Genomic DNA, 26,620 nt, shown 5'->3' on the forward strand with positions numbered 1-26,620 from the left:
GATGGTTTTTAGAATGGTCCGTCAGGGTATATCAAATATAAGAACATATTTACAAAGGAGTTTTGACAATGGAAAAAGAATTCGAAACATTTAAGTGGGAGCTAAATAGACTAACAAGAGACATGACCGAATTTGTGCATAGCTACGAAAAGCTCGACGAAGGTCAAAAAAGAAGTGTTGCATCGAACTATCCATTTAAATCAGACCTTCATGACCTAAAGAATATGCTTGCTACGTGGAACAATACGGTTAATAAAATGTAAAAAATGAGGAGCACTCCCTAAAGTGGGAGTGCTCCTTTATTTAGAAATCATGTTTCTTTCATAACTTCATACATCTAAAGAGTAGAGACTTGTATAGAAGGAGGTCAACGATGTATACCCACAAAAAGTATTACGAGCCTTACGTTAGTCCATTTGATCCCTGTCCCCCTATTCGAGTGAAATCTTATTCCACTCCTCCTAATCTTTATATGGGATTTCAGCCCCCAGGACTAGAGCAATATTCTGCACGTGAAGCTCTCACTCGAGGTACTCTCTGGAAAGCTTTCTATGATCCCTATCCTTATCCTTCAAAGCGGGGGGAGTAATACATGTCTAAACAGCTACCGAAAGCCTATTATGAGCTGTTAGAGGAACTGCAGGCCACTGATTTCGTTCTCGTTGAACTGACTCTTTACCTTGATACACACCCGGATGACTACGAAGCCATTCAACAATTCAATGAATATGCCAAAAGAAGTAAGCATCTTAAGAAACGCTATGAAAAGGAATATGGTCCCCTTCAGCAATACGGCAACAGCTATTCAAACTACCCATGGAATTGGGGCGACGCACCGTGGCCATGGCAAGTCTAGTCTGGAAAGGGTGAACCTCAATGTGGCTATATGAAAAGAAATTGCAATATCCCGTTAAAGTCAGTACATGTAACCCCATGCTTGCCAAATTTTTGATTGAGCAATATGGCGGTGCTGATGGTGAACTAGCAGCAGCCCTCCGTTATTTGAATCAACGGTATACCATTCCAGATAAGGTCGTCGGGTTATTAACCGATATCGGCACAGAAGAATTTGCTCATCTCGAAATGATCGCTACAATGATCTATAAACTCACAAAAGACGCAACAGCAGATCAAATGAAAGAAGCTGGACTCGGCGCCCACTATGCTAATCATGACAGTGCCCTATACTACTCCAATGCCGCTGGCGTCCCATGGACAGCAAGCTACATCGCCGCCAAAGGCGATCCAATCGCCGACCTATACGAAGACATCGCCGCAGAAGAAAAAGCAAGAGCCACCTACCAATGGATCATCGATCTCTCAGACGACCCAGACCTAAACGACTCCCTCGCCTTCCTAAGAGAACGAGAAATCATCCACTCCCAACGCTTCAGAGAAGCCGTTGAAATACTTAAAGAAGAAAGAGATAAGAAAAGGATATTTTAAAACGAAATGCGGAAGTGGGCGGTTAAATCCGCAGGGCGTTGGAACCCATGAGAATGAGACGCTTTTTGTCTCAATCGATTGGGTGAAACGACCGGAGGATTTGCCCACTGCAGCTAGACATGAAATGCGGATGTGGGCGGTTAGACACGGCAGGCACTGGAACCCTATAAATTGAACACGGTCTTTGTGTTCGAGTTAAAGGGTGAAGTGACCGAGTGTCTGCCCACTGCAGCTAGACATGAAATGCGGAAGCGCCCGTATAGCCTCGACAAGCGCTGGAGCCCTCTAAAAAGAACACGCTCTTTGTGTTCATTTTAGAGGGTGAAGCGATCGAGAGGCTGGGCGCTGCAGCTAGACACGAAATGCGGATGTGGGCGGTTAGACACGGTAGGCACTGGAACCCTATAAATTGAACACGGTCTTTGTGTTCGAGTTATAGGGTGAAGTGATCGAGTGTCTGCCCACTGCAGCTAGACATGAAATGCGGAAGTGGCCGTTAAGGGTCGACAAGCGCTGGAGCCCTGTAAAAAGAACACGGTCTTCGTGTTCATTTTACAGGGTGAAGCGATCGAGGCCCTGGCCACTGCAGCTAGACATGAAATGCGGAAGCGCCCGTATAGCCTCGACAAGCGCTGGAGCCCTCTAAAAAGAACACGCTCTTTGTGTTCATTTTAGAGGGTGAAGCGATCGAGAGGCTGGGCGCTGCAGCTAGACACGAAATGCGGATGTGGGCGGTTAGACACGGCAGCTAGACATGAAAAGCGGATGTGGGCGGTTACCCTTCACAGGCACTAAAAGCTTAAAACCAAATAAACAATAACACGCAAAAGCCATCCCCTTTCGGGCATGGCTTTTGCTTCATCTCACATGATCTTCAGTACGATGTTTTCTCGGGCGTTGATTCAATTTGACTTCAATTAGTTTGCCTGCTCCCCATAATACAACTATGGCAGCGAGAATCAGCACCATCTCCAAAGGACGATGGATCAGGGCGAAGACATCATGTCCAATAAAAGACACGATCGATATCATCACCATTTTCCCTAGTAAAACGGCGAGTACAAAGCTTCTAATGCTCATATTTGACAGACCCGCAACGACATTGATTAAAGCTGATGGCGTAAATGGAAAACAAAGCAGAAGAAATACCATCCCAAATCCATGCCGCTCGATCCAGCGAAGTGTTTTTTCGATTTTGGCATGTTTTGTAATCACTCGCATGAAGCGCTGTCTAGCAAGCTTTCTGACCACTATAAAAACGATCAAAGCGCCAAGAGATGCACCAAGCCATGAAAGTAAAGAGCCATACCAGAATCCATACGCAGCCGCGTTTCCTGCTACAAAAAGAAAAAGGGGCAATATGGGAATCACAGCCTCAAGCATTGGTAGCAAAATTCCAGGCAAAGGACCAAGTGCACGATACTGACCTAGCCACTCTCTGATTGTTTCTTCATTCAAAAAGTCTTTAATCATTTCCCATTCCATATGGGAATCAACCTCGTTTCCTGATGCATACGTCATTGCGAAAGCACATAATGCTTATTTCTTATATTAAATCACAAAAAATTATGATAAGAAAGTCTCGTCTATTTTAACAACGCTTCGTACACTTCTTCATCAAGAGCTTCCGCTTTCTTTTGATTATATGTTTTTTCATATTGTGGTTCTGCCGTTATTTTCGCACCCCAGAACATGCTTTCTGCGACTTGAGTAACTTCCACATTAATCTTAGCAAGCTTCAGCGACACTCCTTGCATCGCTTCCTCTAGGATAGATGCTTTTCCGTGAATGGAATATACCGTTTCCAATCCGATTATTGTAAAGACAACATTAGAATGCTGTTTGACATTTTGAATTGTTTTTGAGTTAGAAGTCACAGAAAAGCGAATATTATTTTTATCTAGGCTTTTCACCCATGATATCGCTGATACATTGGGTGTATGGCTTTCATGATCAATCGTTGCAAGCATTACAAGCTTTTCTCCTTCTAAAAAGGTTACAAGATCTTCTGTTAGCTCTGTCATATTCCCCTTCTTCGCCAAAATGCCTCATCCTTTCAATTTCTTTGATCTATTGCTTTCCTAAAAGATTACCACGAATCCCTCTTAATGGAAACGCTTCACCATTTCAAACCGAATTTATTGTATAAAGAAGACTATATTAATGAAACTCATTGATGATTAATATAAGCTAACATATAAAAAAAAGCCGTACTCACGTGAGCACGGCTAACAGGGGGAAAATCACTTTCAAACTACTTAGGGGGTTTGATAAAGAATATTCCCGAATGTCAAAAAACCAAACTACAAATTTGAAAATAAATTATTTTTTTCATTCATTTTAAGTGAACCACTTATATCAAGGTTAATCGACTGAAATTCAGGTAAATTTGAAAGCGTCATAGAAACTGGGAGACCTGATGTGAAATGCTCATGATCAAGATCAACCTGTATACTGTTCGGCTCCCCGATAGGTCTTGTTTGATAAATAAGAATAGAACTCTTCTTATCATCTTTTAATTCTAAAAGAATATGCTTGCGGGATTCAATAAGCTGTCGCTCCTCTTCTGAGGCAACATCAAATCGCTCTTCATAAGTCTTTCGGCTTTCAATATCAAATTGATTAAAAAATTGCGAACTTATTTCTTCTTGAGCATCAAATGAAATCACAAGTTGCTGACCATCATCCTTTAAATGAACAGAATAAGAGATTCCGCTGTACTCTCCAATGGTTACCTTTTCTCCCTTTTCCATCGCTTCCAAGTCAGATTGCGCGATTGTTTTACTAACTGATCCGTCTTTATTAAGAATCACTTCATTTAATCGATATGAGAACTGTTTCTGTATTGCCTGAAAAGGTTCTAAAGGAAGATAACTTCCATCCTTGTCTTCCCTTACATCATACTCAATGGAGTACGGGTTTTCTCCGCTTGTATTGGTGATTACAAACTTTGTTTGCGGATCGTACTCACCTTCAATATAGAGTTTATTCATGTTAAGACCTGCTTCAAAATGAGAAAATGTAAGCTCTCCATCCTTTATTTTTACACTTTTGTTCAAATCCGTTTCAGCATATACATTTGAAGCATAATCACTTTCTAAAGACAGCTCCTGATTTTCCAAGTTCACCTTCTCATCATTTCCTTGAACATACGCATCTTTAATAAGGACGGAATTTGCTGATGAAAAACGATTGAACTCATTTATAGTCCCACCGGCCTCATGATTCGGTATTAAAATATCAGCCTGATAGATACGGTGATTCACAACATGAGGCTTGCCATTTTGCTCCTTAGAAATGTTCTGCTGATTAACTAAATATGATTCGTTTGATCCTTCGATTCCTGTAAAGCTAACTGACCCGATATGTAATCTTGGTAAATTATATGGTTGATCACTTTCCTTCAACGAAAAGGAATAAGTAAGATAAACGGCTCCGTAATTTAGAACCATTACATCATGGATAATTAAATCTCTCTCGGCTGAAAGAAGGGGGATACGGCGCTCCTCACCACCCAATACTCCTAACTCTCTTGCTAGTCGAGTCTGCGGAACACTGTTTTCCATTGCTTCTTCCCAACTACTAGTAGATTCGTATACTTCAAAAAGAGACTCATCCACTTTAAAATTAGGCTCCCCATTCTTAATCTGATTGAAAATAACAAGGAACAGGACGAAAGATAAGAAAATTCCAATAATTTTATATAAATTTAATTTCCTCACATAGATCCCTCACTTCTAATCGTCATACCTCTATTCTATCAGTTTTGAACTTATGATTTAAACAACAGTCCTATCTCAGCATCCTTTTTAAAGAATAAACCAAAAAAACTTCCTCTAAGGAAGTTTATGGTGCTATTTCAACTGGAATTCGAAACAAGAAACTCTCTTCTTTATTATTCATCACAATAGGTACTTTAACTTCAATCTGATATGCACCTGGATCTAGAGGTTCTGTAGCAAGTGAATCCCCTTCGATAATTTCATCATTAGACACATTCTTTTCGACTGAAGGTACTAAAGAATTATATGGAATAACAACTTCGTCTGTATTTTGTTCAATAATTTGGTAATCCAATAGCCGGTCTTTTACTACCTCAACCTGAGTATTCTCGTCCCCTTCATACTTTATCTTGGCAGTAAGGGTAATACTGTGATCTTCTGCTAGTTTACTATTCACCAGAGCGCCTATAGGCATTTTTGGCTGCGTCTCCGATCTTGATACCACGTCTCTTTGATTTTCACTAAGCAAGTATTCACTAGTATTCATTTTCCGATCACTAAACAGTACATTGACAGCGCCTACAATAATAAAAACAATAAAAAACAATATAATTAGCTTAGAACTATCTAACTTCCATTTCTTCATAACGACATCCTTCCACGCTTATCTCAATGCACCTAGTATATCATTTCCTTATCCGAATATAACAAAAAAACTTTAATGAATAAGAAGTTTTGATACACTAAAATAAAGATCCAGAGAAAGGATGTCATTAGATGGATTTGATTATAGATGTACTTTATGGAACTGGAATTGTTTTCTTACTGATTGCTGGTTTGTATTTAGTTGATCAATTCCGCAAATAAGGCCTTATGCATTAGGTCCTGCTTTGTACAAGACCGATGGTGATGGATCAATAACGGAGGCATCATATTCCTGTTGAACTGACCCTTGTGGCATTTGTTTAATGATGCGAACGAGTTCTTCTTCATCAGGATTGTACCCTTTTCCTGATAAGTACTCCATTATTTCTCTAGTACTCACCGGTTCCTCGACATTTCTTAAAAAGCTTAAAATTTCATTCTGCATGATTTGTCTCCTTTCAATACGTCAACGTCTCACATTTTTATTACCCTATTAACAGAAATTATAATCGTTTTCACACCCGACTCTTTCCAAGCGTAATGAAATTCGCTAAACTTAAGATAGTTTCAGCTTTACTAAAATGAAAGATTCTATATAGAGGAAGGAGTAGGACATTGCGTTCATTATTACTAGTTATTTCAATGATGTTCGTTATCTTGGCGGGGTGCGGTAATAATTCATCTCAAACCTCTAACGAATCGAACGGAGGAGAACAAATGCAGGAAAACATCGCTTTTGAAACAGTCGAAATGCAGAATGCTCCTAAAGATGTTCAGACAACCGTTCAACAAAAATGGTTAGAAAAATCCACTTTTACAATTCCATCAAATGACGATCTCTATATTATTATTACTCGTGGTGAGATGCCAACAGGTGGTTATTCAGTCTCAATCGACAGTATCATTAAAGAAGGCAACGAAATTGTTGTCTCGTATTTCTATACTGAGCCGAAAAAGGATGATATGGTTACACAAGCCATTACAAAACCAATTGTGATCTCAAAAATCGAGATGACGAATACTCGTGTTAATTTTAAAGAAATTCAAAAAAGCGTTCCTAATTAAGGATTCGCTTTTTTGTTACACACAAAATCACAACGCTTACAACATTCGTAATGAGCCATTAACAGGGGAATTTCGCTTTTATTTATCCAGCTCCATTCCCCCATGGCCTCGATCACTTCATCTCTCATGCTGAACACAAATCGCGTGTTCATTTGAGAGACTCCAGTGATTGTCGGCCATTAACGGGGAATTACGCTTTTATTTATCCAGCTCCATTCCCCATGGCCTCGATCACTTCATCTCTCATGCTGAACACAAATCGCGTGTTCATTTGAGAGACTCCAGTGATTGTCGGCCATTAACGGGGAATTACGCTTTTATTGAAAGGACTGAGGATATGATTGTTTATGAAGATAATGATTATTTTGTCATGATTACACAGCATGATCACGCTTTGCTTTCAGGGCAGTTTGCAGAAGCGTTGCGAAAGTCTTTTTGGCCAGGTAATCTCTATCAGGAAGATGTTTTATATGCGATAAAACATCATGATCGTGGATGGATTCCACTTGATGAAGTTCCATTTTGGAATGATCGACGCGAAGCACCCTACTCCTTCTTAGACTTTCCTCTAGCTACTAAGCTAGAATTCTATAAGAAAGGGATCGAGGAAGTGAATGAAAAAACAACTTACGGGGCTTTTCTTTGTAGCAAACACTATCGCTCTTTCTTTAATGGTGCCGAGTCTGAACATGCGATCCGTTTTTACGCAGAAGAAGAGAATAGACAGGATCAGCTCAAGGAATCAATTGATATACCTGATGATCTTCTAACATTTCACTATCAGCTTCTTCAATTTTGTGACGACCTGTCGCTCTATGCATGTTTTCAAGAACCGGGTGTCCAAAAAGAGGAAGAGCTCTCCTGGTATCGGAATGGATTCCCTCAATCCTTTTATTTTCTGGAGGAACAGGATTCAATACAGACAAGCTGGAAATCTACTGATACGATACAAATATCTCATCCTCTATTTCATGAAGATCACGTCTTTCAAGTGCAGCTTAAGCGTGTTCCAAAAAAACTGATCGAAACTGAAGGAATTTCAAAAGCTTATCAATTCACTCCAATTGAATATCGTAGATTTTACTTTAGTAGCTAATGCTGACAATAGACAGTGAGATATTTGCCTCTGAACGAAAGCCAGATTCATCACGTCAACTTAAATAGGAACTTCCTAATCATTTAGGAAGTTCCTGTGTGAGTATACAAAGTCCCCTCTCCTAAGAAAGGCGTTAGAAAAGTAACGTTACAAAATAGAAAATAGTTCCCAGACCGGCAATGGAATAATTAAAAAGGCGATTGTTTTCTGACCAATTCTTTTCAGCGTTGAATTTTTCAAAGGCAAGCATTCGATAACTCGTCTCGCTTCTCATTCTCAACACACCCTTATTCGATTATTCTAACTATTCTTTCTATTATTGTAAGCGCTTACTTAATTAAAGTAAAGGTTTAACCACAACAAAAAAGCCGTTTAACTAACGGCTTTCACACTGGTCAAGTGGGTCTACTTCGTTTCGCCATGTTTCTTCGTTACGCAGTGCAAAAAGTAGCCAATCTTCGTTCCCATTATAATTGGAGTCGTTCCATTCGCGGAAATGAACCACTGATTGAAAGATCTCTCCCTGAATTGATTCAATTAATTGGTTCCTCTTAGGATGATCTTCTATCCAATCAAACAACTCTTTTGTGAGAATTGATTTGAGATCGAATTTCATAAGGTTTCCTCCTTTACTTTACCACACAGGAAGAAAATAGCAGATGTTAGTTTCACAAAACTTCCTCATTTTGATGGTTCATTTGCATTAGGGCATTTAATAATCGGTCAAGCTCCTGACTACAGCGAATGGTTCTCTCTGATGCAAATCCATATCGTCCCGCAACTTCAAACATTTCTTTGCGTTTTTTTTCAATTGCATCATACATGTCTCATTCCTCCTCATGCCAATACATTACCATTATGCCCATTTCTAGAAGGAATCAAAACGTATTCGACCAAACTTCCTATGCTATGTCAGAATTAGTAGGAATAAGACAAAATCTTTTGCTAAACTCGATTAATTGTGTAAAGAAATAGCTCTCTGTATGAAACTATCCTCCTGTATAAGGTTACTTATATAGTTCTCTTATTCCCCTTTTTCAATTGTTTAATCCATCGTTTGCATTTATAGATGAGTGCTACTCCCATTTCTTCTTATCATGATATTAAAATTCGTCGAGCCGTTCGTAAATGATTTTTCAAATGTGAATCCCGCTCTCTCATACACCTTGATCGCTCTCCTATTAAACGATGCTACAGTCAGTCTGAAACCTAAGAACCCATTGTATTCAATTGCATAAGCAAGTCCTACCTTCAAAAATACCAATCCTGTTCCTTTGCCTGTCTGATTAGGATGTAGTCCAAGGCCAATATCGATATAATTCTCCTCGTAGGCGTCAACTTGGTGACCAGCTGGTACTTGCGCCGATTCTCCATAGCAAAAGTACCCAATCAAATTTCTTTTGTCATCGATCACATAAAAATAGGCCCCATTCATAAACTCTAATAATTCTTCTTGATCGCCTTTAAAACTATACAAAGAATAAGGTTCATCATATGTCCACGTTTGAATTTCGCGTGCCTTTTCTAAAGTCATAGGGTGAATTCTCATAACCTTATCGATTCCCTTCCCACTCTCCATGAAATTGTGATAAAAATGATTGTATAAATTCATGCCGTTCTTCTGCAAGACTTTTTCCCGTCTCGGTATTCATAAGATCTTTTAATTTCAAAAGTTTTTCATAAAAATGATTAATAGCGGTAGACTGTTCATTTCGATAGGCATCCATTGTCATATTTGTTCTTGGTTCAATAGAAGGGTCATAAATCACTTCTGCTTTGGAGCCGGCGTACACAAACGTTCGTGCGACGCCAATCGCCCCTATCGCATCTAATCTGTCCGCATCTTGCACAACTTGTGCTTCGAGACTCTTAACTGGTGGACGATTCCCTCCTTTATAAGAAATAGTCGTAATAATTTCCATTACGTGTTCTCGATCCGCGGCCTTTAATTGATAGAGCAGCGCTTCTACCTCTCTTATTCCATCCTGCTCTGAGGAAGCTACTTTATCATCTGCTAAATCATGAACGAGTGCTGCTACTTCACAAATAAATGTGTTAGCACTCTCTTCATCTGCTATTCTTTTTGCTTGTTTGACAACCCGATCAATATGATGCCAGTCGTGACCGCTACCTTCTCTTTCTAATTTTCGTCTAACGTACGTTCTAAGTTCATTCAAAATAGTTTCCACGGTAATATGTCTCCTTCTCTAATAGTTGGGTTATGCCTACTCGAAATCTCCTCTCGATTATAAATCGAAAAATTGATACTAGTAGCTATAACTTAACCCTCACAAAAAAAGGCCAGCTATGTGCTGACCTATAACTTCTCTTCGACTTCTGCTTTCTTTAGTAAATCTTCTTTCATTTGCTGAACTTTCTCTTGCGTTTTGGTGTCAATCAAATAGTCTTTTATACGATCCTTCATTTCTTCATAAGATGGTGGATTCTCAGCATCTTTTGAGAACTGATCATTATAAAATGCTTTCATCTCTTCTTCGGTCACTTCGGGTGTTTCAATTTTCTCTTTAACAAATTTATCTACAACGACAATATCAGAATATTGACTTTCAAGCTGAGCCAGCGTCCTGCCTTGACCTTCTAGCGCTTTCTTCAGCTCATCCTCACCATCAAATTGAGCCTTTATTTGCTCAAGTTCAGTTTCAACTTCTTTATCTGATGCAGAGAAACCTTCTTCTTTTGCTTTCTGAAGCAGAAGTTCCTGTCCGATTAAATTATCCATAACTTCTTCTTCAATTGACTTCGCCACTTCCGTATCCGATGGATCTTCACCGCTCATCGTATAGCGCAGCTGAGTTTGAACTAGCATCGAATTATAATCTTTTCCCTTAATATCTTCTCCATTTACAGTAGCAACAACCTTATCTTCTTTTACCTTCATTGCTTCTAGTTCTTCCTGTGTTTGATCCATTGTTGCTGATTCTTCTGAAGGCTTTTCTTCTTTTTTCGCTTCACTATTATTGTTACAAGCAGCGAGCAAAAGAACCCCAATAAGCATTAATAAGCTAAGATGTTTTTTCATGCAGATGATGAACTCCCTTCAAATATGACGAAACGTCTATGTTGATTATAGGACTTATTATAACATTCTTAAAAATACTTCATAATAAATATGGGATATTTTTGTTTTTTCAAGACTGACTATAGTAAAGCCACAGTTCGAATAATCAACAATAATAGCAAAGATACCTTTAGTAAAAAATAAGGCAAAAGAAAAAACCCTAGAAAATCATCTAGGGTTAGTGTAAATAGTGATATCGTTTTTCTAATCGCTCTTGTATGAAAGACACACATACACAAACAGCCCAATAAATTAGCGCAACTAATATGTACATCGTCATAAAGTCGAACTCTCGGCCTCCAACTATTTTCGCATGATGGAGTAATTCTGGAACTGTAATGACCGCCGCTAAAGATGATGCCTTGATTAGATCAAGCATCACATTCGATAATGGCGGAATCGCTATTCGCGTTGCCTGCGGCAATACGACTTCCCTCATTGTTGTCCAATAAGGCATACCGAGCGCGGTCGATGCCTCCCACTGCCCTTTTTCAACAGATGACAGCGCAGATCGCTGTATTTCAGCAATATAGGCGGCGCTATTTAAGCTAAAACCAATCAATGCTGATGTTAAAGCTGAAAACTCAATGCCAACGACAGGTAACCCGAAATAAAGAATATAAAGAAAAACAAGAATCGGTGTACCTCTCATAAACGAAATGTAAAGTCGAGCTGGCCACCTGAGGGCTCTCCATTTTGACATTCTTCCAAGAGCAAGAAATAACCCCATCACCAGCCCGATAATCATTCCAACAAACGCGATCAATAACGTTAATCCAAGTCCTTGAATGACATAGGGAAACGACTTTAACGCAAGACCCGCATCAAATAGATATTCCCAATGTATTTCCCCCACTTGTTACAACTCCCACTTATTCTTCAAAATCAATATCTGGCTTAACTGATACGTTAGCTCCATCAAAGAATTTCTCTGAAAGCTCTTTGAGCGTCCCGTCTTCCTTCATCTCTTTAATGGTTTCATTCACTTTTGTTTCAAGTTCTCCGCTATCTTTTTTCATAACGATCGACTGGTCATTTGGATAATATTCGATATCTGGATGGATTGTAATATTTAAATCCGGAAAGGCAGCAAGAGCGAGCTTCTGTAAGTAATAATCATTCAGGATAATATCCGTTCTCCCTGTTGATACATCACGTAAATACTGTTCATTTGTCGCATTATCGTAAGTTACTTCTTCAGCACCGTGCTCACGAGCTACCTTCATATAAACCGTTGTTGAAGCACCAGCGGCTTTTTTCCCCTCAAGATCATCTAGTGAGTCAATTCCAGATAAATCATCTTTTCTTACGATCGCAGTTCCGTAAGAGTATTTAACTGGTTCAGAAAAAGCGAATTTTTCTTCTCGCTCTTCCGTTGATGTTATGTCGTTTGCAGCAAGATCTACTTTCCCTGAGTTGATGCTTGTTAACATGCCATCAAAGCCCATTTCTTCAAATTCAACTTCAAGATCAAGGCGTTTCGCCATCTCTTTTACAACTTCAACTTCGTACCCCGTCACTTCGTCAGAACCTTCTTCATAATAAGAAGTTGGATAGAGCGTCCCAGACGTAGCTACCGTAATCTTTCCTTCTTCTTGAATCTCTTCCCAGGCAGTCGGTTTATTTTCAGATGCTTCATTCGATTCGTTTCCACCGTTCGAACAAGCACTTATCACAAAAACAACTAGCCCCATTAAAAGTACAGGAGCCAGTCGCTTAACGAAATTAGTCATTCATTTCACTCTCCTTTAATCTAGTAAACAGTAAAAACATATCACTATATGACAGTGTATTGCAACAATTACAACACATTCTTTTATACACAAACTATTTCCATTTTTCAATCAATGTTTTGATCGCTATGTTACGATAAAAACAATGTCAATCGTAAAGAAAACACCCTTAGGTTCAAGAGTGTTTCAACTGTTCATCTATTTTTTCATGAAGATATTTTGTAGCCTGATCGAGGTGCTTCAAAGCTTCACCAGGAAATTTATCAACATCTTTAGCTCTTTTTACATGTCCATATAAAACGAGATCCTGAGAATTCATCACAATATCGAGAACTTCTCTACCTACCTCATCTTTATTTTGATCCATGTGAATAGCTGTTTTGTACTCTCTCACTACTTCAGTTAGAATTTGTAACCTCTGCAAATCCATGTATACTCATCCCTTTACAGTCATTAATCCTATTTAAGCGTACCATGAACGACTCAGAATGAACACCAAAGCTATTCAATGAAACGGAGTAAATCGCCATAGATCACTTGATCAGAATAATCTAATTCATCTTGAACCTGACCAAAATAGCGAGCACATTTGTTTCGATTGGTTTTTGAACTTGTTTCTTTGTTATAACACGTATTTTTAGTATAGATAAGATTCTCTGTCACAAAACTTCCATCCCTGAAAATAACGAGGTCTTCTCGTTTTTTCGAGAATAGGCTTGTGCCAAAATTCAAACTTGTGCTTTCTTCTACGCCTAACAGCTCTAATATTGTCGGCTTTAAATCAACTTGTCCTCCAACTGTATCAATCACCTTTCCTTCTTCACCTGGGACGTGAATGATGAGAGGCACTTTTTGTAGATCGACATGTTCAACAGGACCTATTTCTTCACCTAGATAGTCGCCAAGAGCTTTATCATAAGTTTCAGATAACCCATAATGATCACCATAAAGAACAAAAATGGAGTCTTCATATAAACCGGCAGCTTTCATTTCTTCAAAGAAAGTCTTTATCGCTTCATCCTCATAGCGAACCGTTGCATAATATCGGTTTACTACTTCTTCCGGCGTCTCCGGCAGTGAAATCATTGTATCCTTTTCTTCTAATAAGTAAGGAAAATGATTTGTCAGCGTAAGAAATTTTGCCGAATATGGCTGATCCAGTTCTTTTAAGTAAGGAATTGATTGCTTGAAGAATGGGATATCCTTCAAACCGTAGTTAATGGAATTATCGTCACTCACTTCAAAATCCTTTTTTGAATAAAAACGATCGTAACCAAGCGTTTCATACATTTCTGACCGATTCCAAAATTCTCGATCATTTCCATGAAAAGAAGTTGTCGTATACCCCTCGTCATTTAATGCCTCAGGAAGTGAGAAAAACTCATTCTGTGGCTTTCTTACGAACACAGACCCACCGGAAAGTGGATACAAACTGTTATCAATCATAAATTCAGCATCAGACGTTTTCCCCTGTGCTGTCTGGTGATAGAAATTGGGAAAGAAAAAGCTTTCTTCCTTCAACTTATTTAGATAAGGTGTTGCTTCTTCCCCATCGATACTTTCATCAAGCATAAATGCTTGCGTAGATTCCAAAGAAATAATGATCAAATTTTTCCCTTTTGCGATCCCTTCATAGGAGGAAGATTTCAATTCCTTTTTCTCAACATAACTTTCGATTTCTGATAGTTCGGTATCATCCGCAAACGCACTATTAATGGATGTAAACGAGTTATAGCCTATATCATAAATATGGTATGTGTAGGCACCTAGTGACTTAACAAATAACTCTCGATCATATGATTTTTCAAATAGTAATGGATGCATAATCAACGCCAGTCCAGCTGTTCCTACTAATACGGCGACACCAGTAAGCGCCGTTCTTTTTCGTAGTTTCTCTGATAAAGGGATCTTATGTAAATGATTTCGTTTTAGGATCCAAAATAAGATGATGGAGTCGAACACGATGAGCGGATCATATAAATTCAACAGCTCAACTGTACTTTGACCTAGCCCTCCAACATTACCGAATTGAAAAAGAACAGGAACGGTAACAAAGTCTATGTAGAAACGATAATATAAAATATTACAATAAAGTAGAGCTGATAAAATAAAATAAACTGCTAGTATTAGGCCTGGTTTTGACTGCTTCCTAAAAAGACCTATACCTAGCAGTAATACGATTGACCCTATTGAATTAATGAAAAGAAACATTTCTTCGCCAATTCCGCTCAACGAAAACGAAAATTCAAATCGATAAACAAGGTACGTTTTTAGAACAAGTAATCCTACTAATAATAAATAAAAATGCCACACTGACTTTACTTTTCTTCTCTCTGCTTCCATCTGTCACACACCCCTTATATCTCCCTAACATAAATGAACTCTTTCTTTCTTTATTTACCACCAAAGGGGGATAACCAAACTACGGCAAATCCCTCCTCTCTAAAGACGAATGAATAATCAAGAAAGTTTCATTTTAATAGGAAAAAACAAGGGCGATTACTCCAAACGCAATAAGAAAAAGTCCAATTGTGACACAAGAAATCGTTACAACCCACCACGGTATTGAATCAAGAGCTTTCGTTTCAATAAAAAAGAAAATACTTTCTTCTTTATCTGTTGCTTCAGATGCGCTTGCATGACCCGCCGTATCCGATTTCATAGCCTCAAGACGATGAAACAAATACTTGGGGCTTCCTACCAATACAACACCAGCAATCCAGAATATCACAGCTATCGTCCAACCCATTGCATATCCACCTTTCCAAAATGCTTATTTGTTCAGTAGTATGAACGACTTCATCAAAAAAACACCTCCAATCTAGAGGTGTTCTAATTCAGAATCCGTTCTGGTTTTGTATAAACATTGAAGCCTTCATGGCGAATAAACCCTACTGTTGTAATGTTAAGATCATCCGCTAATTGAATGGCAAGCTCGGTGGGAGCCGATTTTGAGAGCAGTACACCAATACCCATCTTGGATAGCTTAATAACAACTTCTGATGAAATTCTCCCGCTAAACGCAACGCTAAGATCAGAAGGATGAAGATGATGACGGAGTACGTAACCATATAGCTTATCAAGAGCATTATGTCTTCCAATGTCAGTACGTGAAGCCACCATTTCCCCATTTTTGAAAATGGCCGCGTTATGAACACCACCAGTCGATTTAAACGTAGCTGACTCCTCTTGCAACGTTCTCATATTAGCAAGACAAACGGAAGCCGTTAATTTAGGTGCCTTCATAATCGTCCGAGCCGTTTTTGAATCACTTTTCAAATAAAAATGTCTACTTTTTCCACAGCATGAGCTAATGACGCGCTTTGTATATGTATCAGACGTTAATGAACCTTGAACAGCAGCTTTTACATTTACAATCCCTTGTCCATCATTAAAAAGCATTTCTTCCACATCGTGATAAGATCGAATCACCCCTTCTGAAGCGAGAAATCCAATGACCATATCTTCTAAATGATCAGGTGTACAAACAAGCGTTGCGAATTCAGTATGATTAATTCGAATCGTGATTGGTTTCTCAAGAGCAATCACGTCTTCCTTCTCTTTAAATTTCCCACCTTCATACCGTGTGATTTTGCGTTCAGTCGTATGTTTGAATTGTTTCTCCATGATTATCCACCTATAAATGACATTTCAATCTTGTCTCTATTTAAAACACTTTCCTCTGTTCGCTCATCTGAATAGCGATCATGTCGACCGTTCCAGAGATTTGTTAGCATCGTCCGTAATTCGTCATCTGTCGCTCCATTACGAAGCGGATTTCGTAAGCTCATTCCTTTCGAAGCAAACAAGCAAGTGTAAAGAGCTCCATCAGCTGAAAGGCGCGCTCTTGTACAGCTAGAACAAAACGAATCACTGACAGATGAAATGACACCAATTTCACCAGATCCATCTTCATATTGATAGCGGCTTGCTACTTCGCCAAAGTATGCAGCATCAACAGATTTAAGAGGAAAAGTCTCTGCTATTTGATCAATAATATCTTTCTTATTCATCACATGATCAAACTTCCATCCATTTGAATTTCCTACATCCATATACTCAATAAAGCGAACGATGTGCCCGCTATTTCTAAAATACGAAGCCATTGGAACGATCTCGTGATCGTTAACTCCCTTTTGAACGACCATATTAATTTTAACTTGAAGTCCTGCATCGGCTGCAGCCTGAATGCCTTCGAGAACAGGTTTTATCTTAGTTCCTCTCCCATTCATTTTGCCAAACGTTTCATCATGAATGGCATCAAGACTAACATTCACCCTAGTGAGACCTGCCTGCTTTAATTTTAATGCGCTCTTTTTTAATAAAGAAGCATTCGTTGTTAAAGCTATATCATCAAGACCTTTAATTTGTGATAGCATACCAATAAGGACATCGAGATCCCTTCTAAGTAGCGGTTCTCCGCCAGTCAGACGAATCTTCTCAACCCCCATCTCAACAAATAACCGAGCGAGACGAGTAATCTCCTCAAATTGGAGAAGGCTCGTTTTAGGAAGAAATTCATAATCTGGACCGAACGTTTCTTCAGGCATACAGTAACGACAGCGGAAATTACAACGGTCCGTTACCGATATACGAAGATCTCTTAAAGGACGTTTCAGTTGATCGTATAATAATGTTTCAGTTGACATGAACCTCGCTCCTTTCAAACAGTTGTCATGTGCTAATCGTAACGCTTCAGGGTACTTTTTTCCAGTTATAACTTATCGGATTCATAAGTAGTTATTAAATATTTCTATATTCATAATAAAAGAGCGCCGCTTTTTCAGCAGCACTCCTTATTATTATTGTTCCATACCTGGCATTTCTTTTGCTTGTGAAATAACTTCCTCAGGAACCTTCACTTCTTCAATTTCATTGTACTTGTCATAAGTGGAGTTCATCTCCATAATCGTGGAAATTGTTTCGCCTTCCATGCTCATTTCACTGTCCATCTTCATGTCCATTTGAACAGGGAGATAGCTTTCCTTATCGATCGCGTATGTGTATTCCACATTGTTCACTTTCATTTGATCCATGGCATCTTCCATCATTTGATTTTGTGAGCCCATGTCTTCAGCTGTTTTCTCCATCAAACCTTGAAATTTCTCACCCGAAGCTTTCAATGTCATTACATAAGTATCATCTTCTTCTGATAAAGTAAATTCATCGACATATTCTTTGAGCATTTCCATTTGTTCAGCTGGATCAGCTTGAGTTTCCTGAAGAGAAAGAAGCGTATCTGTCATTTCATCAGGGAATTTCATCCATTGCTCACCCTGCTTCATAAAGAAACCTTCTTCAGTAAAGTATGATTCCATTTGCATTGTTTCACCATTTGCTGTCATATCAATCATTTGATGAAAAGCAATAGGATCCAGCACCATATCAGCGTCAATCACGCTATTAATATCCATCTCTTCTTCATCTGAACCAATACTTTGCGTCATATCCGCATTCATATGGAAATTCTTAATCTCTTCTTGAGCCGCAATTGACTTCTCAAATACTTCCTGAGCGTCAATTCCTTTATCAACGCTGACTTCGCCTCCGGATTCTGTTGTACCACTACATGCTGCAAGAATAAGCATCAGTGCACTAAGAATCGTGATCATTCGTAACTTCATCTCACCACTCCTCCATAGTATTTATTCTACTAATAATACGAATGAGCGAGAGTGAAGTTTCATAAAAGAAAATAAAACTGGCATATTCCGCCAGTTTAACTAATTGATTTTGTATAGCGATCTGCAACGCTGCTTGCCCCATATGAGTCGGGCTTGATTCTAGCAATATAGCCAACAGAAGTTACCCAACCTACAACTTCCTGTATGATTTTACGCGTTTCCCCTTGCTTTCCAACATCGAGATGAATCTCAATCGGCCAGGTTTCTAATAGCGTTGAAAATCCTTCATCCTTTAACGATTCCATGAGCTCAAGACTCATTTGGGTTTCTTTATAAATGCGATGCCTGAGCTCATGAATCGGCTTGTGTTTTACTTTTCGATAGAAAATGCGTGCTCCTTTGCCGACGCGATGGATAATGAGGGCTGTCACAAACTGTGTCGCTTTCCGGCTTGTCTGCGAATCTGTTCCAATCACAATGCGGTATGTTCCTTTAGGATCTTCTTTCGTATAGCTTTCAATGAGTTGAGTAAGCTGTTCAACCGTTACTTTTCCAGCTGTTGGACTAATAAAATCCATGAAGGTTCCCTTCTTTCATTAGGATAGTAGTTAGTACTATGTTTATTCATAAGCTGAAAAATATGTACGAAGAGAACAGAAATTACTAACGATTGTATAGGCTATGGTCTTCGATTTGCCCGTTCTCCTGATGAATAATCAATTCAGATGGACGATTCTCATCACATAATGACCTTCCATACTGATACGCTTCTGCTTTTGTTTCAAAAGTTTTGGTTGCTTGTTCTGCCCCCTCTTTCTTGATCTCCCATGAACCGGTTTTTCCGCTCTGTACATGATAAATGGTTTTCATCCTTTATTCCTCCTTGCTATCTCTCATTCCTTCCTAAGATGTAGAATAAACCTTACTATGTTTTAGAAAACTGGAGAACCTTCGCTGGTTTTTTGTCATGTAGCTTAGTAATTGTCTTATAGCCTTCTTTTTCTTTCTGATAAAATGTATTACTTGAAATTGGTCTTTTAGCAGACCATTGAATTGAAGCAGGATTTTGCCACGTATCATGCGTAATTAATTCCTGTTTATAATAATAACTATTCCTACTTATATAACGCTCGCAAATGTAGCGCACTGTATGTTTTGAATGCATTCGATCACGTTTCCTTTCTTTTCAGTATAGATGGACTTGTTGGACCCCATTGTATTAGAAAATAATGCAATAAACGAACAGAACCTCTCCAGACAAAAACAACCGCAGCTAAGCTGCGGTCTTCTTATTATTTCCCATCTTTTAGAAGAATAACATTTAATGGGGGGTCTCCATCCAATAAGCCAATGGCGATAGCTGTGTAGTTCACACCTGCTTCAACAGGTAAGTTAGGAAGATCAAGAACAGCCTTATCAGATCCTGCGGCTCGAACTTCTAAATTGTATGTCCCGGGATCGACCATTTGATATTCAGAGTTTTGGGTAAAAGCGAGATTCTTAATAAGAGCATCTCCATCCTTCACCCCAATATCAACAGCTGGAGCGTTCGGTGAAGCATGTACAGCTCTCAATCCCGATTTTTCTCCTGAACCTTTTTGATCTTCTAATACTTTAAGGGCAAGGTTCTCAAGTTTACCGATCGCAAGTACGGAATAGTTTTTTCCTGATTCCACAGTTAATTTTTGTTCAAGGGCCGGTTTACCTTCCCCGTTAGCAGAAGAGGCAAAAATTTGAATCGTCTTCTCACCAGGTGTTAAAGCAGCATAATCTGTCACATCTTTAAACGAAACCTTTTCAAAAGCAGGTTGACCATCTACATAAATATCGACAGACGGCGCATCTGGTGAAGCATGAATAACACGCACATTGGCATCACTTTTCTCAGCTGCAAAACCCTCAGGAGAAAGCACGACAAAAAGCGCTAGCATGAATAGTAAATTCAACATCCATTTCATTATAAAAACTCCCTTCTATTCATTTGTTAACCTGCCTATTTTTTACTGAAAGATATAAATTATTCATTTGCTGATCCAACGTCATATGACTTATTAAAAAATTCTTATAGGTGGTTTTGTTACTGAATAATAGTTTAGATGCAGAAGTATTTTTATAATTTAGAGCTTTTAAGTTTGCTACGATGCAGGCGAAGTATGCGGTAAATAGACCAAAGCTAGAAGCTTTGAACATACGCTATTGTTCCGCATACAGTAATAAGTGAAATCCATTAATAAGGATGTGAAAAAATGCCGGCAATCGTTGGAGCTATTAAAGTCAATTCCATTGGAAGCAGCGGTGTTTTCCACGTCGGCGATGTATTTATTGTGTCTCCAACAAGTGCAATACGCACCTTTGCGGGCGGCGGTTCGTTTAATACAGGCGATGGCTTAAACGTAAATAGTAATTACAGCGTCACTACCGTTAACGATAGTGATATTGCTGACCAAAATGTTGTTGCGAATATTTAGCAGGGCATTCACCTAATTTTGCTATCGAACATACGATAGTGTAAAGTCTTCTATCCATCGGACCATAAAGATATTGAGTGATACCTGGTTGGATTACCTAAGATTTGGGGAGTGACCCTTTATTGGTGGAATAAACATTTTGATACGGGAGTTGATTGTCAATGTATCCAACCGATAATTTCTATGCGATCTTGCAACGGATGCAACAAAACATTGAACAACAAAACAATCGAATCAAAATGCTTGAAGATATGGTGGATGATTTAAGAAATAGCTGCCATGAGTTATCGAAAGCTCCTAAAACCAACATTGAGAAAATCGAATATAAATTTGATCAATTAAAAATTGAAAGGCTTGATGGAACGTTAAATATTGGCTTAACTCCAAACGGAGGAGCTGATGTTCTGGATGACTTTACAGTAAACGGGGGAAATGGAATGAACCCAAGCAACATACCTCCGGAAGCCATTCAATCCATTCAGCAAAACATTCATTCCTACATGAAAAAAGGAGCTATCCAACATCTAGGGGAGTTAGAGAAAAAATATCAGTATCCTCTTGATGATCCTTACCGTCACTTCATCCTAAATGATATTCAAAAACAGCTAGATCAGCGCATTAACTATTATGTTAATCAACAATCCAACCGTTCGCCTGAGTCAAGCACAGAGCAACTAGTCGAAGAAGTAACGAACAAATTAAAGCGAGACATTACTAATGGCATGGAGGCTTTTCTAAAAAACTTACCTGGAAGGACTGATTCCAAATGAAATATACCGTCATAAATCGAGGACTTTCAGTAGGGCATATTAATATTACAGCTGTAGCAAGTTCTTCTGTGTTTCTTGTAGGAGACACAGAATCTATCGTCTGCTCATCTATTTTCGACACACCGCCGGAATCGTTAATTATCTCAGCTCCATTTGTTCCATTAGCGTCATCATAAGGGGAATTTCCTATGAATAGTCGATCCTCCCTCGTCAATTGGATCCTTGTTTCGTCAGTGGATAGTTCAGCAGTTGTGCAAATTGGTGACAGCAATCAAGTGACTCCCGAGACTAAAATTTATGCTTTACAGCGTGAATTTCCTATTTTTAATGGGAATGAAGTAGAAGATTTATCAGAATATCCGATGTTTTCCCAACTACTACCTCTCCCGCTGCTTACTGAGAACATCGAGCAATGCACTATTCACGAAAACCCCATTATTAAAGTTGGGAGCATTCGCGTCATTGGGATCGCTGCTTCCTCCGTTTTACAAGTTGGTTCTACAAGACAGATTAAGACGGAGGCAAGGGTGAAACATAATCGCGAATATTTGTCTAATCCTTACGATGATGAAGAATAAATTGAACGGATCCTTTATTGATCACATACTATACTTTATAACAACTCAAAGGGTGTTCAACAATGCCTTCAATCGTAGGACCAGTTAAGATAAATAGCGCGGGTGGAGTAGTAAACTTCGGGGATAGTTTTAACACAACACCAAAATCAACTTCAAAAACATACGCTGGTTCAGGTGCATTTAATACAGGGGATTTTCATGTCGTGAACAACGGATTTAGTTTAACGAATTCACTAGACCCGGATGTTGCGGATGAAAACATTACCGCAAACAATTAGGGAGCTGAAGATTCGTGAATTTCTTTGTGAACCAAAACATCGTTATTCATCAGCTTAGAGTCGAAGGAATTTCGAATTCCTCAGTCCTGCAAATTGGGAGCGCTGGTATTATAAAACCACTATCAAATCTCTATAATACAGGTGGATACACTGAACCTGCTCCTGAACTATCTACAGCCCAAACTTCTGAATTAACACCATTTGTCCCTCTTGCTCCCCCAACATAAAAAAACCGCCGACGGCGGTTTTTTTTCAGTCGAACGTGATCACAACTCTTCCATTAATATCGCCATTTTCTAGACTCTCAAAAACTTCGTTAATCTCTTCTAGTGGGCGAGTCTCAATAATTGTTTTTACTTTACCTTCAGCTGCAAATTGCAAAGCTTCCATTAAATCTTTTCGCGTGCCCACGATCGATCCAATGACCTTAATGCCATTTAATACTGTATCAAAAATCGGTATCGGCATTTCTTCAGGTGGTAGTCCAACAGCAACTACGGAGCCTCCTCGTCTAACTGCCGCATAAGATTCACTAAAAGCAGGCTTAGAAACAGCTGTACAAACGGAAGCGTGCGCTCCACCAACCTCTCTTTGGATAAATTCAGAAGAATTCTCTTCAACTGGATTAACAATAAGATCTGCACCTAGTTCTTTTGCAAGTATTAATTTTTCACTGTGCGTATCAACTGCTATAACGTGAAGCCCCATTGCTTTCGCATATTGAACGGCGACATGCCCTAATCCTCCGATACCATAAATAGCCACCCACTCACCAGGCTTAGCCTCAGTTACCTTTAAAGCTTTGTAAGTGGTAACGCCGGCGCAGAAAATAGGAGCTACTTCTTCAAAACTAAGACGATCAGGAATTTTGACAGCATAATCTGCATCGGCTTTACAATATTGAGCATATCCTCCATCAACTGAATAGCCCGCATTCTGCTGTTCTTTACAAAGTGTTTCACGTCCCGTTAGGCAGTATTCACAGTGACCACAAGCGGAATAGAGCCATGGGACACCCACTCGATCTCCTATCTTCAAGTGCGTAACGCCTTCCCCTACTGCCTCAATAATACCAGCTCCTTCGTGACCAGGGATCAGCGGAAGTTTTGGTTTAACTGGCCAATCACCATGGGCGGCATGTAAATCGGTATGACATACACCACATGCTTTGATGCGTACTAATATTTCTCCGTGTCCAATAACAGGCTTTTCTACTTCCTTTACTGAAAGTGGCTCTCTAAAGGCATGTACAATTGCTGCTTTCATAATGAAAACCTCCATATGATGAATTTTCATTTCCTTCTTCATCATAATGGAGGTTCATTCTATAAACTGTTAAATTGGTCACAGTTTCAGGATATTTGCAGTATTTTCTACTTTTCTGTTGTTTCTTTTTCCTTCGATTGATTCGCATCAGCTGATGAAGTTTCTTTCTCTTCAGAAGTTTGACTTCCACTTTGATCAGAAGTGTCCGATGTGTCACTAGTGTTTTCTTCCGAATCACTTACCTCGCTATTTTCACTATCATTTGCAGAGTTTTCATTTGTTTCTTCACTCGTGCCCTCATCATTTCCATCAGCGGGAGGGTCATTATTTGAACCTTCTTGATTACCTCCCTCTTCTGCGTCACCCGTATTACTTGGGGTTCCTTCATTACCGCCATCATTATTGGTATTCTCTTCATTACCAGTGTTAGCATTAGCATCATCTTCGCCGTCTTCTGAACTGTCAGCTTTAGTATTAGCAGAGTCATCCGTTACAGGCTCTTCATTTTCTTCGGACTGATCAGTAGGTTCTTGTTGTTCTTGTTCGTCTGATCTTTCCGGTTCTTGAGGCTCTTTTGGTTCTTTCTTTTCTTCCGGCTTAGCCTTTGGTTCCTCTTTTATGGACTCATCCTTCTGCTTTTTCTCTACTTTATCCTCTGACTTCTTTTTATCATTGGAATTATTGGAATTCTTCTTAGTAGATTCTGTAGATGTATCGTCTTTCTCATCTTTTTCATTTGATGAAGTTTTCTTTTTTGGTTTTGGAAGTGGTGCTTTTTTCGGCTCTTCTCCTTTAAAGTAAAGCTCTTTAATTATACTAGACGAAGGTGTTGCCTTATTTGCACGTAAGCCTGTTGTCTTATCAATTTCAATCTCTTCAACTGAATCCGGCTTTTCAAATGAGGCGGTTTCTTTATCCTTCGATACTTCACTCATGATGTGACGGAAAAGCAACTTCGCAATATCATCGTCTTCTTTATGAATAAAGGAATTTTGAGTCGTTTTATCATATCCAGTCCAAATGGAAGCAGTATAGTTAGACGTGTATCCAGAAAACCAGGCGTCTGATACACCTTCACCGTTAATACCATCATCAAGACTTGTCGTGCCCGTCTTACCGGCTACGTCCAAACCTTTAATTTTCGCCTGCATGCCAGTTCCTTCTTCCACGACCGTCCGGAGCATGTCTGTAATCATGTAGGCAGTTCCTTCACTCATCGCTTTTTCAGATTTAGAGGATAGCTGGTGCTCCTTACCATTCGGGTATACTACTTTTTCAACACTATAGGGCTCATGGAAAGTTCCGCCTGAACCAAATGCGGCATATGCGCCTGATAGTTGTAGAGGAGAAATTCCTCCAGCAAAACCACCGATAGCATAGGCAGGATACGTTTCATCAATTGAAATGCCAAGTTTTTTCGCAAATGCTTGAGCTTCTTCGCCCCCCACTTCCATAAATGCTTTAATAGCAGGAATATTATAAGACCACTGAAGTGCTTCTCGTATAGAAACACTGCCCTGAAACTCGTCGTTCCAGTTACTAAATTCTTTACCGTTTAACTCAAGTTCTTCATCAATAAACTGTTGATTCGTTGACCATTTTAGATTTTCAATTCCAGGAGCATAATCAAGAATTGGCTTGATCGTGGAGCCTGGGGACCGTTCTAATTGAGTGGCATAATTAAATCCTTTTTGCACATCATCTTCACCCGTTTGACGATTTCCACCAATAGCCTTAATCGCACCGGACTGAGTGTCAATTAGGGAAACCCCTGCTCTAAACTGCTCATCTGGGTATTCAACAACTTTATTTGTGGTAAGTGCTTCATCTACAATCTGCTGAGCATTCTGATCAAGCGTCGTATAAATTTCTAATCCCCCTGAATAAAGGGCGTTTTCAGGAATGCCAGCTTTCTCAAGATCATCAATGACCTGATCGATAAAAGCATCGTTGGTTGTCGACTGACTTTGTTGATCCACAATTGAATCTTCTACAGGAACAGAAGCTGCTTCTTTCCGTTCTTGTTCAGAGATAAATCCATGCTGCTCCATTAAACTTAGGACAGTAGCTCTTCTATCGCTTGCAATGTCCGGATGTTTGTATGGATCGTATCCTGATGGCCGCTGAGGCAAACCTGCTAATAATGCTGCTTCCTCTGTTGATAACTCTTCAAGTGACTTATTGAAGTAGGTATTCGCAGCTGTTGCGATTCCATATGCCCCTTGTCCAAAATAGATTTTATTTAAATACATCTCAAGAATCTCTTCTTTGGAATACTGTTTCTCTAATTCCATCGCAAGGTAAGCTTCCTGAACTTTGCGTTTCACTGTCTTATCAGGCTCTAAAAGCATGTTCTTAACAACTTGTTGCGTAATCGTGCTCGCACCTTCTGCCCCAAACCCATCTTGAATATTGGCGACGACAGCTCCGCCGATTCTTTTTAAATCCACTCCATTATGTTCCCAGTATCTTACATCCTCAACTGCAATGAAGGCATTTACAACATGTTCAGGGATTTCATCAAATGAAACGATATTTCGATGCTCTTTGCCTACGATGTCTGTAATTTTATTTCCTTCTGCATCATATAAAGTAGATGATTGCGGTAAACTTAGTTTATTTTCTTCAAGCTTTGGTGCTTCATTAATATAGGCGTAAGTTTGATATCCCCCAAACGTTAATACAAAAACCATCAAGAAAGCACCTATTAAAAGGACATTCCTAGCAAAACGTTTCCCTTTTTTTCGACCTTCTTGCTTACCTGTATGTTGTTCTTCATTGATATTTTTCCCCATTATGATCCCCCTTAGCGTCAAACTCCATAGAGAGGTGTTACCCAAATGTTTCATA

The 26,620-nt window shown here is 39.2% G+C and carries 37 protein-coding genes; 12 read left to right on the forward strand and 25 right to left on the reverse strand.

The window, feature by feature from the left end; genetic code table 11:
• The first annotated feature begins 68 nt into the window (after window positions 1-68).
• The 4 genes from ACIFPW_RS03900 (at window position 69) to ACIFPW_RS03915 (ending at window position 1,446) form a co-directional block, all read left to right on the forward strand.
• Entirely contained in the window at window positions 69-263 is a 195-nt protein-coding gene (locus ACIFPW_RS03900; RefSeq protein ID WP_194221130.1) for a hypothetical protein, read from the forward strand.
• Window positions 264-373: 110 nt separating this feature from the next.
• Window positions 374-589 (forward strand): spore coat associated protein CotJA, encoded by a 216-nt coding sequence (locus ACIFPW_RS03905; RefSeq protein ID WP_303534712.1) that lies wholly within the window; start codon window positions 374-376, stop codon window positions 587-589.
• Between the two features lie 3 nt (window positions 590-592).
• Window positions 593-856 (forward strand): spore coat protein CotJB, encoded by a 264-nt coding sequence (locus tag ACIFPW_RS03910; protein WP_194221128.1) that lies wholly within the window; start codon window positions 593-595, stop codon window positions 854-856.
• A 20-nt stretch (window positions 857-876) separates the two neighbouring features.
• Window positions 877-1,446, forward strand: coding sequence for a manganese catalase family protein (locus ACIFPW_RS03915; protein ID WP_194221127.1), 570 nt, complete (start codon window positions 877-879; stop codon window positions 1,444-1,446).
• 858 nt (window positions 1,447-2,304) lie between these two features.
• Here ACIFPW_RS03915 and ACIFPW_RS03920 read toward each other — a convergent pair.
• The 5 genes from ACIFPW_RS03920 to ACIFPW_RS03940 form a co-directional block, all read right to left on the reverse strand.
• Window positions 2,305-2,931, reverse strand: a complete 627-nt coding sequence (locus ACIFPW_RS03920; RefSeq protein ID WP_430242160.1) for a TVP38/TMEM64 family protein — start codon at window positions 2,929-2,931, stop codon at window positions 2,305-2,307.
• A gap of 101 nt (window positions 2,932-3,032) precedes the next feature.
• Window positions 3,033-3,488, reverse strand: coding sequence for a pyridoxamine 5'-phosphate oxidase family protein (locus ACIFPW_RS03925; RefSeq protein ID WP_430242162.1), 456 nt, complete (start codon window positions 3,486-3,488; stop codon window positions 3,033-3,035).
• A 261-nt stretch (window positions 3,489-3,749) separates the two neighbouring features.
• Window positions 3,750-5,168 (reverse strand): hypothetical protein, encoded by a 1,419-nt coding sequence (locus ACIFPW_RS03930; protein WP_430242163.1) that lies wholly within the window; start codon window positions 5,166-5,168, stop codon window positions 3,750-3,752.
• 124 nt (window positions 5,169-5,292) lie between these two features.
• On the reverse strand, window positions 5,293-5,814 hold the full coding sequence (locus ACIFPW_RS03935; RefSeq protein ID WP_430242165.1) for a hypothetical protein: 522 nt from the start codon (window positions 5,812-5,814) through the stop codon (window positions 5,293-5,295).
• A gap of 225 nt (window positions 5,815-6,039) precedes the next feature.
• Entirely contained in the window at window positions 6,040-6,258 is a 219-nt protein-coding gene (locus ACIFPW_RS03940) for a hypothetical protein (protein ID WP_430242166.1), read from the reverse strand.
• Window positions 6,259-6,428: 170 nt separating this feature from the next.
• Between ACIFPW_RS03940 and ACIFPW_RS03945 the strand changes: the two genes are divergently transcribed.
• Together ACIFPW_RS03945 and ACIFPW_RS03950 are read left to right on the forward strand one after the other, a co-directional pair.
• Window positions 6,429-6,878, forward strand: a complete 450-nt coding sequence (locus tag ACIFPW_RS03945; RefSeq protein WP_430242168.1) for a protease complex subunit PrcB family protein — start codon at window positions 6,429-6,431, stop codon at window positions 6,876-6,878.
• Window positions 6,879-7,215: 337 nt separating this feature from the next.
• Complete coding sequence (locus tag ACIFPW_RS03950; protein ID WP_430242170.1) at window positions 7,216-7,974, forward strand: DUF3891 family protein; 759 nt, start codon at window positions 7,216-7,218, stop codon at window positions 7,972-7,974.
• Between the two features lie 133 nt (window positions 7,975-8,107).
• On the opposite strand, the gene ACIFPW_RS03955 is transcribed toward ACIFPW_RS03950, so the two are convergent.
• The 18 genes from ACIFPW_RS03955 to ACIFPW_RS04040 all read right to left on the reverse strand — a co-directional run bounded on the left by ACIFPW_RS03955 (window position 8,108) and on the right by ACIFPW_RS04040 (window position 20,368).
• Window positions 8,108-8,248: a hypothetical protein gene (locus ACIFPW_RS03955; RefSeq protein ID WP_404682473.1), complete on the reverse strand. Its 141-nt coding sequence runs from the start codon at window positions 8,246-8,248 to the stop codon at window positions 8,108-8,110.
• A gap of 102 nt (window positions 8,249-8,350) precedes the next feature.
• A complete protein-coding gene (locus tag ACIFPW_RS03960; protein WP_194221119.1) occupies window positions 8,351-8,590 on the reverse strand; it encodes a hypothetical protein in 240 nt (79 codons plus the stop codon).
• Between the two features lie 52 nt (window positions 8,591-8,642).
• Window positions 8,643-8,798, reverse strand: a complete 156-nt coding sequence (locus ACIFPW_RS03965; RefSeq protein ID WP_194221118.1) for an aspartyl-phosphate phosphatase Spo0E family protein — start codon at window positions 8,796-8,798, stop codon at window positions 8,643-8,645.
• Between the two features lie 239 nt (window positions 8,799-9,037).
• Entirely contained in the window at window positions 9,038-9,508 is a 471-nt protein-coding gene (locus ACIFPW_RS03970; RefSeq protein WP_430242172.1) for a GNAT family N-acetyltransferase, read from the reverse strand.
• A 19-nt stretch (window positions 9,509-9,527) separates the two neighbouring features.
• The gene (locus tag ACIFPW_RS03975; RefSeq protein ID WP_430242173.1) at window positions 9,528-10,163 is read right to left on the reverse strand and encodes an HD domain-containing protein; all 636 of its coding nucleotides are present in this window, start codon (window positions 10,161-10,163) and stop codon (window positions 9,528-9,530) included.
• A gap of 128 nt (window positions 10,164-10,291) precedes the next feature.
• A complete protein-coding gene (locus ACIFPW_RS03980) occupies window positions 10,292-11,014 on the reverse strand; it encodes a SurA N-terminal domain-containing protein (protein ID WP_430242175.1) in 723 nt (240 codons plus the stop codon).
• Window positions 11,015-11,231: 217 nt separating this feature from the next.
• On the reverse strand, window positions 11,232-11,909 hold the full coding sequence (locus ACIFPW_RS03985; protein WP_430242177.1) for an amino acid ABC transporter permease: 678 nt from the start codon (window positions 11,907-11,909) through the stop codon (window positions 11,232-11,234).
• Between the two features lie 16 nt (window positions 11,910-11,925).
• On the reverse strand, window positions 11,926-12,786 hold the full coding sequence (locus ACIFPW_RS03990) for a transporter substrate-binding domain-containing protein (protein ID WP_430242179.1): 861 nt from the start codon (window positions 12,784-12,786) through the stop codon (window positions 11,926-11,928).
• Window positions 12,787-12,961: 175 nt separating this feature from the next.
• Window positions 12,962-13,216 carry a hypothetical protein gene (locus ACIFPW_RS03995; protein ID WP_194221112.1) on the reverse strand — a complete coding sequence of 85 codons (255 nt, stop codon included), beginning with the start codon at window positions 13,214-13,216 and terminating at the stop codon, window positions 12,962-12,964.
• Window positions 13,217-13,287: 71 nt separating this feature from the next.
• Window positions 13,288-15,129, reverse strand: a complete 1,842-nt coding sequence (locus ACIFPW_RS04000; protein ID WP_430242181.1) for an LTA synthase family protein — start codon at window positions 15,127-15,129, stop codon at window positions 13,288-13,290.
• Window positions 15,130-15,262: 133 nt separating this feature from the next.
• A complete protein-coding gene (locus ACIFPW_RS04005; RefSeq protein WP_430242182.1) occupies window positions 15,263-15,535 on the reverse strand; it encodes a hypothetical protein in 273 nt (90 codons plus the stop codon).
• An 83-nt stretch (window positions 15,536-15,618) separates the two neighbouring features.
• On the reverse strand, window positions 15,619-16,413 hold the full coding sequence (fdhD, locus tag ACIFPW_RS04010; protein ID WP_430242184.1) for a formate dehydrogenase accessory sulfurtransferase FdhD: 795 nt from the start codon (window positions 16,411-16,413) through the stop codon (window positions 15,619-15,621).
• Window positions 16,414-16,415: 2 nt separating this feature from the next.
• Complete coding sequence (gene moaA / locus ACIFPW_RS04015; protein WP_430242185.1) at window positions 16,416-17,435, reverse strand: GTP 3',8-cyclase MoaA; 1,020 nt, start codon at window positions 17,433-17,435, stop codon at window positions 16,416-16,418.
• Between the two features lie 153 nt (window positions 17,436-17,588).
• Window positions 17,589-18,410: a DUF6612 family protein gene (locus ACIFPW_RS04020; protein ID WP_430242188.1), complete on the reverse strand. Its 822-nt coding sequence runs from the start codon at window positions 18,408-18,410 to the stop codon at window positions 17,589-17,591.
• A gap of 95 nt (window positions 18,411-18,505) precedes the next feature.
• The gene (locus ACIFPW_RS04025) at window positions 18,506-18,988 is read right to left on the reverse strand and encodes a ribonuclease H-like YkuK family protein (protein WP_430242190.1); all 483 of its coding nucleotides are present in this window, start codon (window positions 18,986-18,988) and stop codon (window positions 18,506-18,508) included.
• A gap of 85 nt (window positions 18,989-19,073) precedes the next feature.
• A complete protein-coding gene (locus tag ACIFPW_RS04030; RefSeq protein WP_430242192.1) occupies window positions 19,074-19,280 on the reverse strand; it encodes a DUF2188 domain-containing protein in 207 nt (68 codons plus the stop codon).
• A gap of 55 nt (window positions 19,281-19,335) precedes the next feature.
• Entirely contained in the window at window positions 19,336-19,575 is a 240-nt protein-coding gene (locus ACIFPW_RS04035; RefSeq protein WP_430242193.1) for a hypothetical protein, read from the reverse strand.
• Window positions 19,576-19,702: 127 nt separating this feature from the next.
• Window positions 19,703-20,368 carry a DUF4397 domain-containing protein gene (locus ACIFPW_RS04040; RefSeq protein WP_430242195.1) on the reverse strand — a complete coding sequence of 222 codons (666 nt, stop codon included), beginning with the start codon at window positions 20,366-20,368 and terminating at the stop codon, window positions 19,703-19,705.
• Between the two features lie 288 nt (window positions 20,369-20,656).
• On the opposite strand from ACIFPW_RS04040, the gene ACIFPW_RS04045 reads away from it, so the two are divergent.
• From ACIFPW_RS04045 to ACIFPW_RS04070, 6 genes are all read left to right on the forward strand, one after another.
• Window positions 20,657-20,878: a spore germination protein gene (locus ACIFPW_RS04045; protein WP_194221102.1), complete on the forward strand. Its 222-nt coding sequence runs from the start codon at window positions 20,657-20,659 to the stop codon at window positions 20,876-20,878.
• 161 nt (window positions 20,879-21,039) lie between these two features.
• Window positions 21,040-21,648 carry a spore germination protein GerPC gene (gene gerPC, locus ACIFPW_RS04050; protein WP_430242197.1) on the forward strand — a complete coding sequence of 203 codons (609 nt, stop codon included), beginning with the start codon at window positions 21,040-21,042 and terminating at the stop codon, window positions 21,646-21,648.
• On the forward strand, window positions 21,645-21,824 hold the full coding sequence (locus ACIFPW_RS04055; protein ID WP_194221100.1) for a spore gernimation protein GerPD: 180 nt from the start codon (window positions 21,645-21,647) through the stop codon (window positions 21,822-21,824). Before gerPC ends, ACIFPW_RS04055 begins: the two co-directional genes overlap by 4 nt.
• 12 nt (window positions 21,825-21,836) lie before the next feature.
• Window positions 21,837-22,226: a spore germination protein GerPE gene (locus ACIFPW_RS04060; RefSeq protein WP_430242199.1), complete on the forward strand. Its 390-nt coding sequence runs from the start codon at window positions 21,837-21,839 to the stop codon at window positions 22,224-22,226.
• A 62-nt stretch (window positions 22,227-22,288) separates the two neighbouring features.
• Entirely contained in the window at window positions 22,289-22,504 is a 216-nt protein-coding gene (locus ACIFPW_RS04065; RefSeq protein WP_194221098.1) for a spore germination protein, read from the forward strand.
• A 14-nt stretch (window positions 22,505-22,518) separates the two neighbouring features.
• A complete protein-coding gene (locus ACIFPW_RS04070; protein WP_194221097.1) occupies window positions 22,519-22,731 on the forward strand; it encodes a spore germination protein GerPB in 213 nt (70 codons plus the stop codon).
• A gap of 25 nt (window positions 22,732-22,756) precedes the next feature.
• On the opposite strand, the gene adhP is transcribed toward ACIFPW_RS04070, so the two are convergent.
• Together adhP and ACIFPW_RS04080 are read right to left on the reverse strand one after the other, a co-directional pair.
• Window positions 22,757-23,770, reverse strand: coding sequence for an alcohol dehydrogenase AdhP (gene adhP, locus ACIFPW_RS04075; protein WP_430242201.1), 1,014 nt, complete (start codon window positions 23,768-23,770; stop codon window positions 22,757-22,759).
• 107 nt (window positions 23,771-23,877) lie between these two features.
• On the reverse strand, window positions 23,878-26,565 hold the full coding sequence (locus tag ACIFPW_RS04080) for a PBP1A family penicillin-binding protein (protein ID WP_430242203.1): 2,688 nt from the start codon (window positions 26,563-26,565) through the stop codon (window positions 23,878-23,880).
• Between the last annotated feature and the right edge of the window lie 55 nt (window positions 26,566-26,620).

This window comes from Pseudalkalibacillus sp. NRS-1564 (genome assembly GCF_050467905.1).
In the GTDB taxonomy this organism is placed as follows: domain Bacteria; phylum Bacillota; class Bacilli; order Bacillales; family Guptibacillaceae; genus Guptibacillus; species Guptibacillus hwajinpoensis_B.

Excerpts from the sequence above, each read along its gene's own strand:
- ACIFPW_RS04060 (WP_430242199.1), top strand. The coding sequence starts at position 21,837 with ATGAATAGTCGATCCTCCCTCGTCAATTGGATCCTTGTTTCGTCAGTG.
- fdhD (WP_430242184.1), bottom strand. The coding sequence starts at position 16,413 with ATGGAGAAACAATTCAAACATACGACTGAACGCAAAATCACACGGTAT.
- ACIFPW_RS03980 (WP_430242175.1), bottom strand. The coding sequence starts at position 11,014 with ATGAAAAAACATCTTAGCTTATTAATGCTTATTGGGGTTCTTTTGCTC.
- ACIFPW_RS04080 (WP_430242203.1), bottom strand. The coding sequence starts at position 26,565 with ATGGGGAAAAATATCAATGAAGAACAACATACAGGTAAGCAAGAAGGT.
- ACIFPW_RS03910 (WP_194221128.1), top strand. The coding sequence starts at position 593 with ATGTCTAAACAGCTACCGAAAGCCTATTATGAGCTGTTAGAGGAACTG.
- ACIFPW_RS04020 (WP_430242188.1), bottom strand. The coding sequence starts at position 18,410 with ATGAAGTTACGAATGATCACGATTCTTAGTGCACTGATGCTTATTCTT.
- ACIFPW_RS03900 (WP_194221130.1), top strand. The coding sequence starts at position 69 with ATGGAAAAAGAATTCGAAACATTTAAGTGGGAGCTAAATAGACTAACA.
- ACIFPW_RS04025 (WP_430242190.1), bottom strand. The coding sequence starts at position 18,988 with ATGGATTTTATTAGTCCAACAGCTGGAAAAGTAACGGTTGAACAGCTT.
- ACIFPW_RS03955 (WP_404682473.1), bottom strand. The coding sequence starts at position 8,248 with ATGAGAAGCGAGACGAGTTATCGAATGCTTGCCTTTGAAAAATTCAAC.
- ACIFPW_RS03965 (WP_194221118.1), bottom strand. The coding sequence starts at position 8,798 with ATGTATGATGCAATTGAAAAAAAACGCAAAGAAATGTTTGAAGTTGCG.
- ACIFPW_RS03950 (WP_430242170.1), top strand. The coding sequence starts at position 7,216 with ATGATTGTTTATGAAGATAATGATTATTTTGTCATGATTACACAGCAT.
- gerPC (WP_430242197.1), top strand. The coding sequence starts at position 21,040 with ATGTATCCAACCGATAATTTCTATGCGATCTTGCAACGGATGCAACAA.
- ACIFPW_RS04055 (WP_194221100.1), top strand. The coding sequence starts at position 21,645 with ATGAAATATACCGTCATAAATCGAGGACTTTCAGTAGGGCATATTAAT.
- ACIFPW_RS03960 (WP_194221119.1), bottom strand. The coding sequence starts at position 8,590 with ATGAAATTCGATCTCAAATCAATTCTCACAAAAGAGTTGTTTGATTGG.
- ACIFPW_RS03995 (WP_194221112.1), bottom strand. The coding sequence starts at position 13,216 with ATGGATTTGCAGAGGTTACAAATTCTAACTGAAGTAGTGAGAGAGTAC.
- ACIFPW_RS04030 (WP_430242192.1), bottom strand. The coding sequence starts at position 19,280 with ATGAAAACCATTTATCATGTACAGAGCGGAAAAACCGGTTCATGGGAG.
- ACIFPW_RS03915 (WP_194221127.1), top strand. The coding sequence starts at position 877 with ATGTGGCTATATGAAAAGAAATTGCAATATCCCGTTAAAGTCAGTACA.
- ACIFPW_RS04045 (WP_194221102.1), top strand. The coding sequence starts at position 20,657 with ATGCCGGCAATCGTTGGAGCTATTAAAGTCAATTCCATTGGAAGCAGC.
- ACIFPW_RS04040 (WP_430242195.1), bottom strand. The coding sequence starts at position 20,368 with ATGAAATGGATGTTGAATTTACTATTCATGCTAGCGCTTTTTGTCGTG.
- ACIFPW_RS04035 (WP_430242193.1), bottom strand. The coding sequence starts at position 19,575 with ATGCATTCAAAACATACAGTGCGCTACATTTGCGAGCGTTATATAAGT.
- ACIFPW_RS03990 (WP_430242179.1), bottom strand. The coding sequence starts at position 12,786 with ATGACTAATTTCGTTAAGCGACTGGCTCCTGTACTTTTAATGGGGCTA.
- ACIFPW_RS04000 (WP_430242181.1), bottom strand. The coding sequence starts at position 15,129 with ATGGAAGCAGAGAGAAGAAAAGTAAAGTCAGTGTGGCATTTTTATTTA.
- ACIFPW_RS03920 (WP_430242160.1), bottom strand. The coding sequence starts at position 2,931 with ATGGAATGGGAAATGATTAAAGACTTTTTGAATGAAGAAACAATCAGA.
- ACIFPW_RS03905 (WP_303534712.1), top strand. The coding sequence starts at position 374 with ATGTATACCCACAAAAAGTATTACGAGCCTTACGTTAGTCCATTTGAT.
- ACIFPW_RS03935 (WP_430242165.1), bottom strand. The coding sequence starts at position 5,814 with ATGAAGAAATGGAAGTTAGATAGTTCTAAGCTAATTATATTGTTTTTT.
- ACIFPW_RS03970 (WP_430242172.1), bottom strand. The coding sequence starts at position 9,508 with ATGACTTTAGAAAAGGCACGCGAAATTCAAACGTGGACATATGATGAA.
- ACIFPW_RS04005 (WP_430242182.1), bottom strand. The coding sequence starts at position 15,535 with ATGGGTTGGACGATAGCTGTGATATTCTGGATTGCTGGTGTTGTATTG.
- moaA (WP_430242185.1), bottom strand. The coding sequence starts at position 17,435 with ATGTCAACTGAAACATTATTATACGATCAACTGAAACGTCCTTTAAGA.
- ACIFPW_RS04065 (WP_194221098.1), top strand. The coding sequence starts at position 22,289 with ATGCCTTCAATCGTAGGACCAGTTAAGATAAATAGCGCGGGTGGAGTA.
- adhP (WP_430242201.1), bottom strand. The coding sequence starts at position 23,770 with ATGAAAGCAGCAATTGTACATGCCTTTAGAGAGCCACTTTCAGTAAAG.
- ACIFPW_RS03940 (WP_430242166.1), bottom strand. The coding sequence starts at position 6,258 with ATGCAGAATGAAATTTTAAGCTTTTTAAGAAATGTCGAGGAACCGGTG.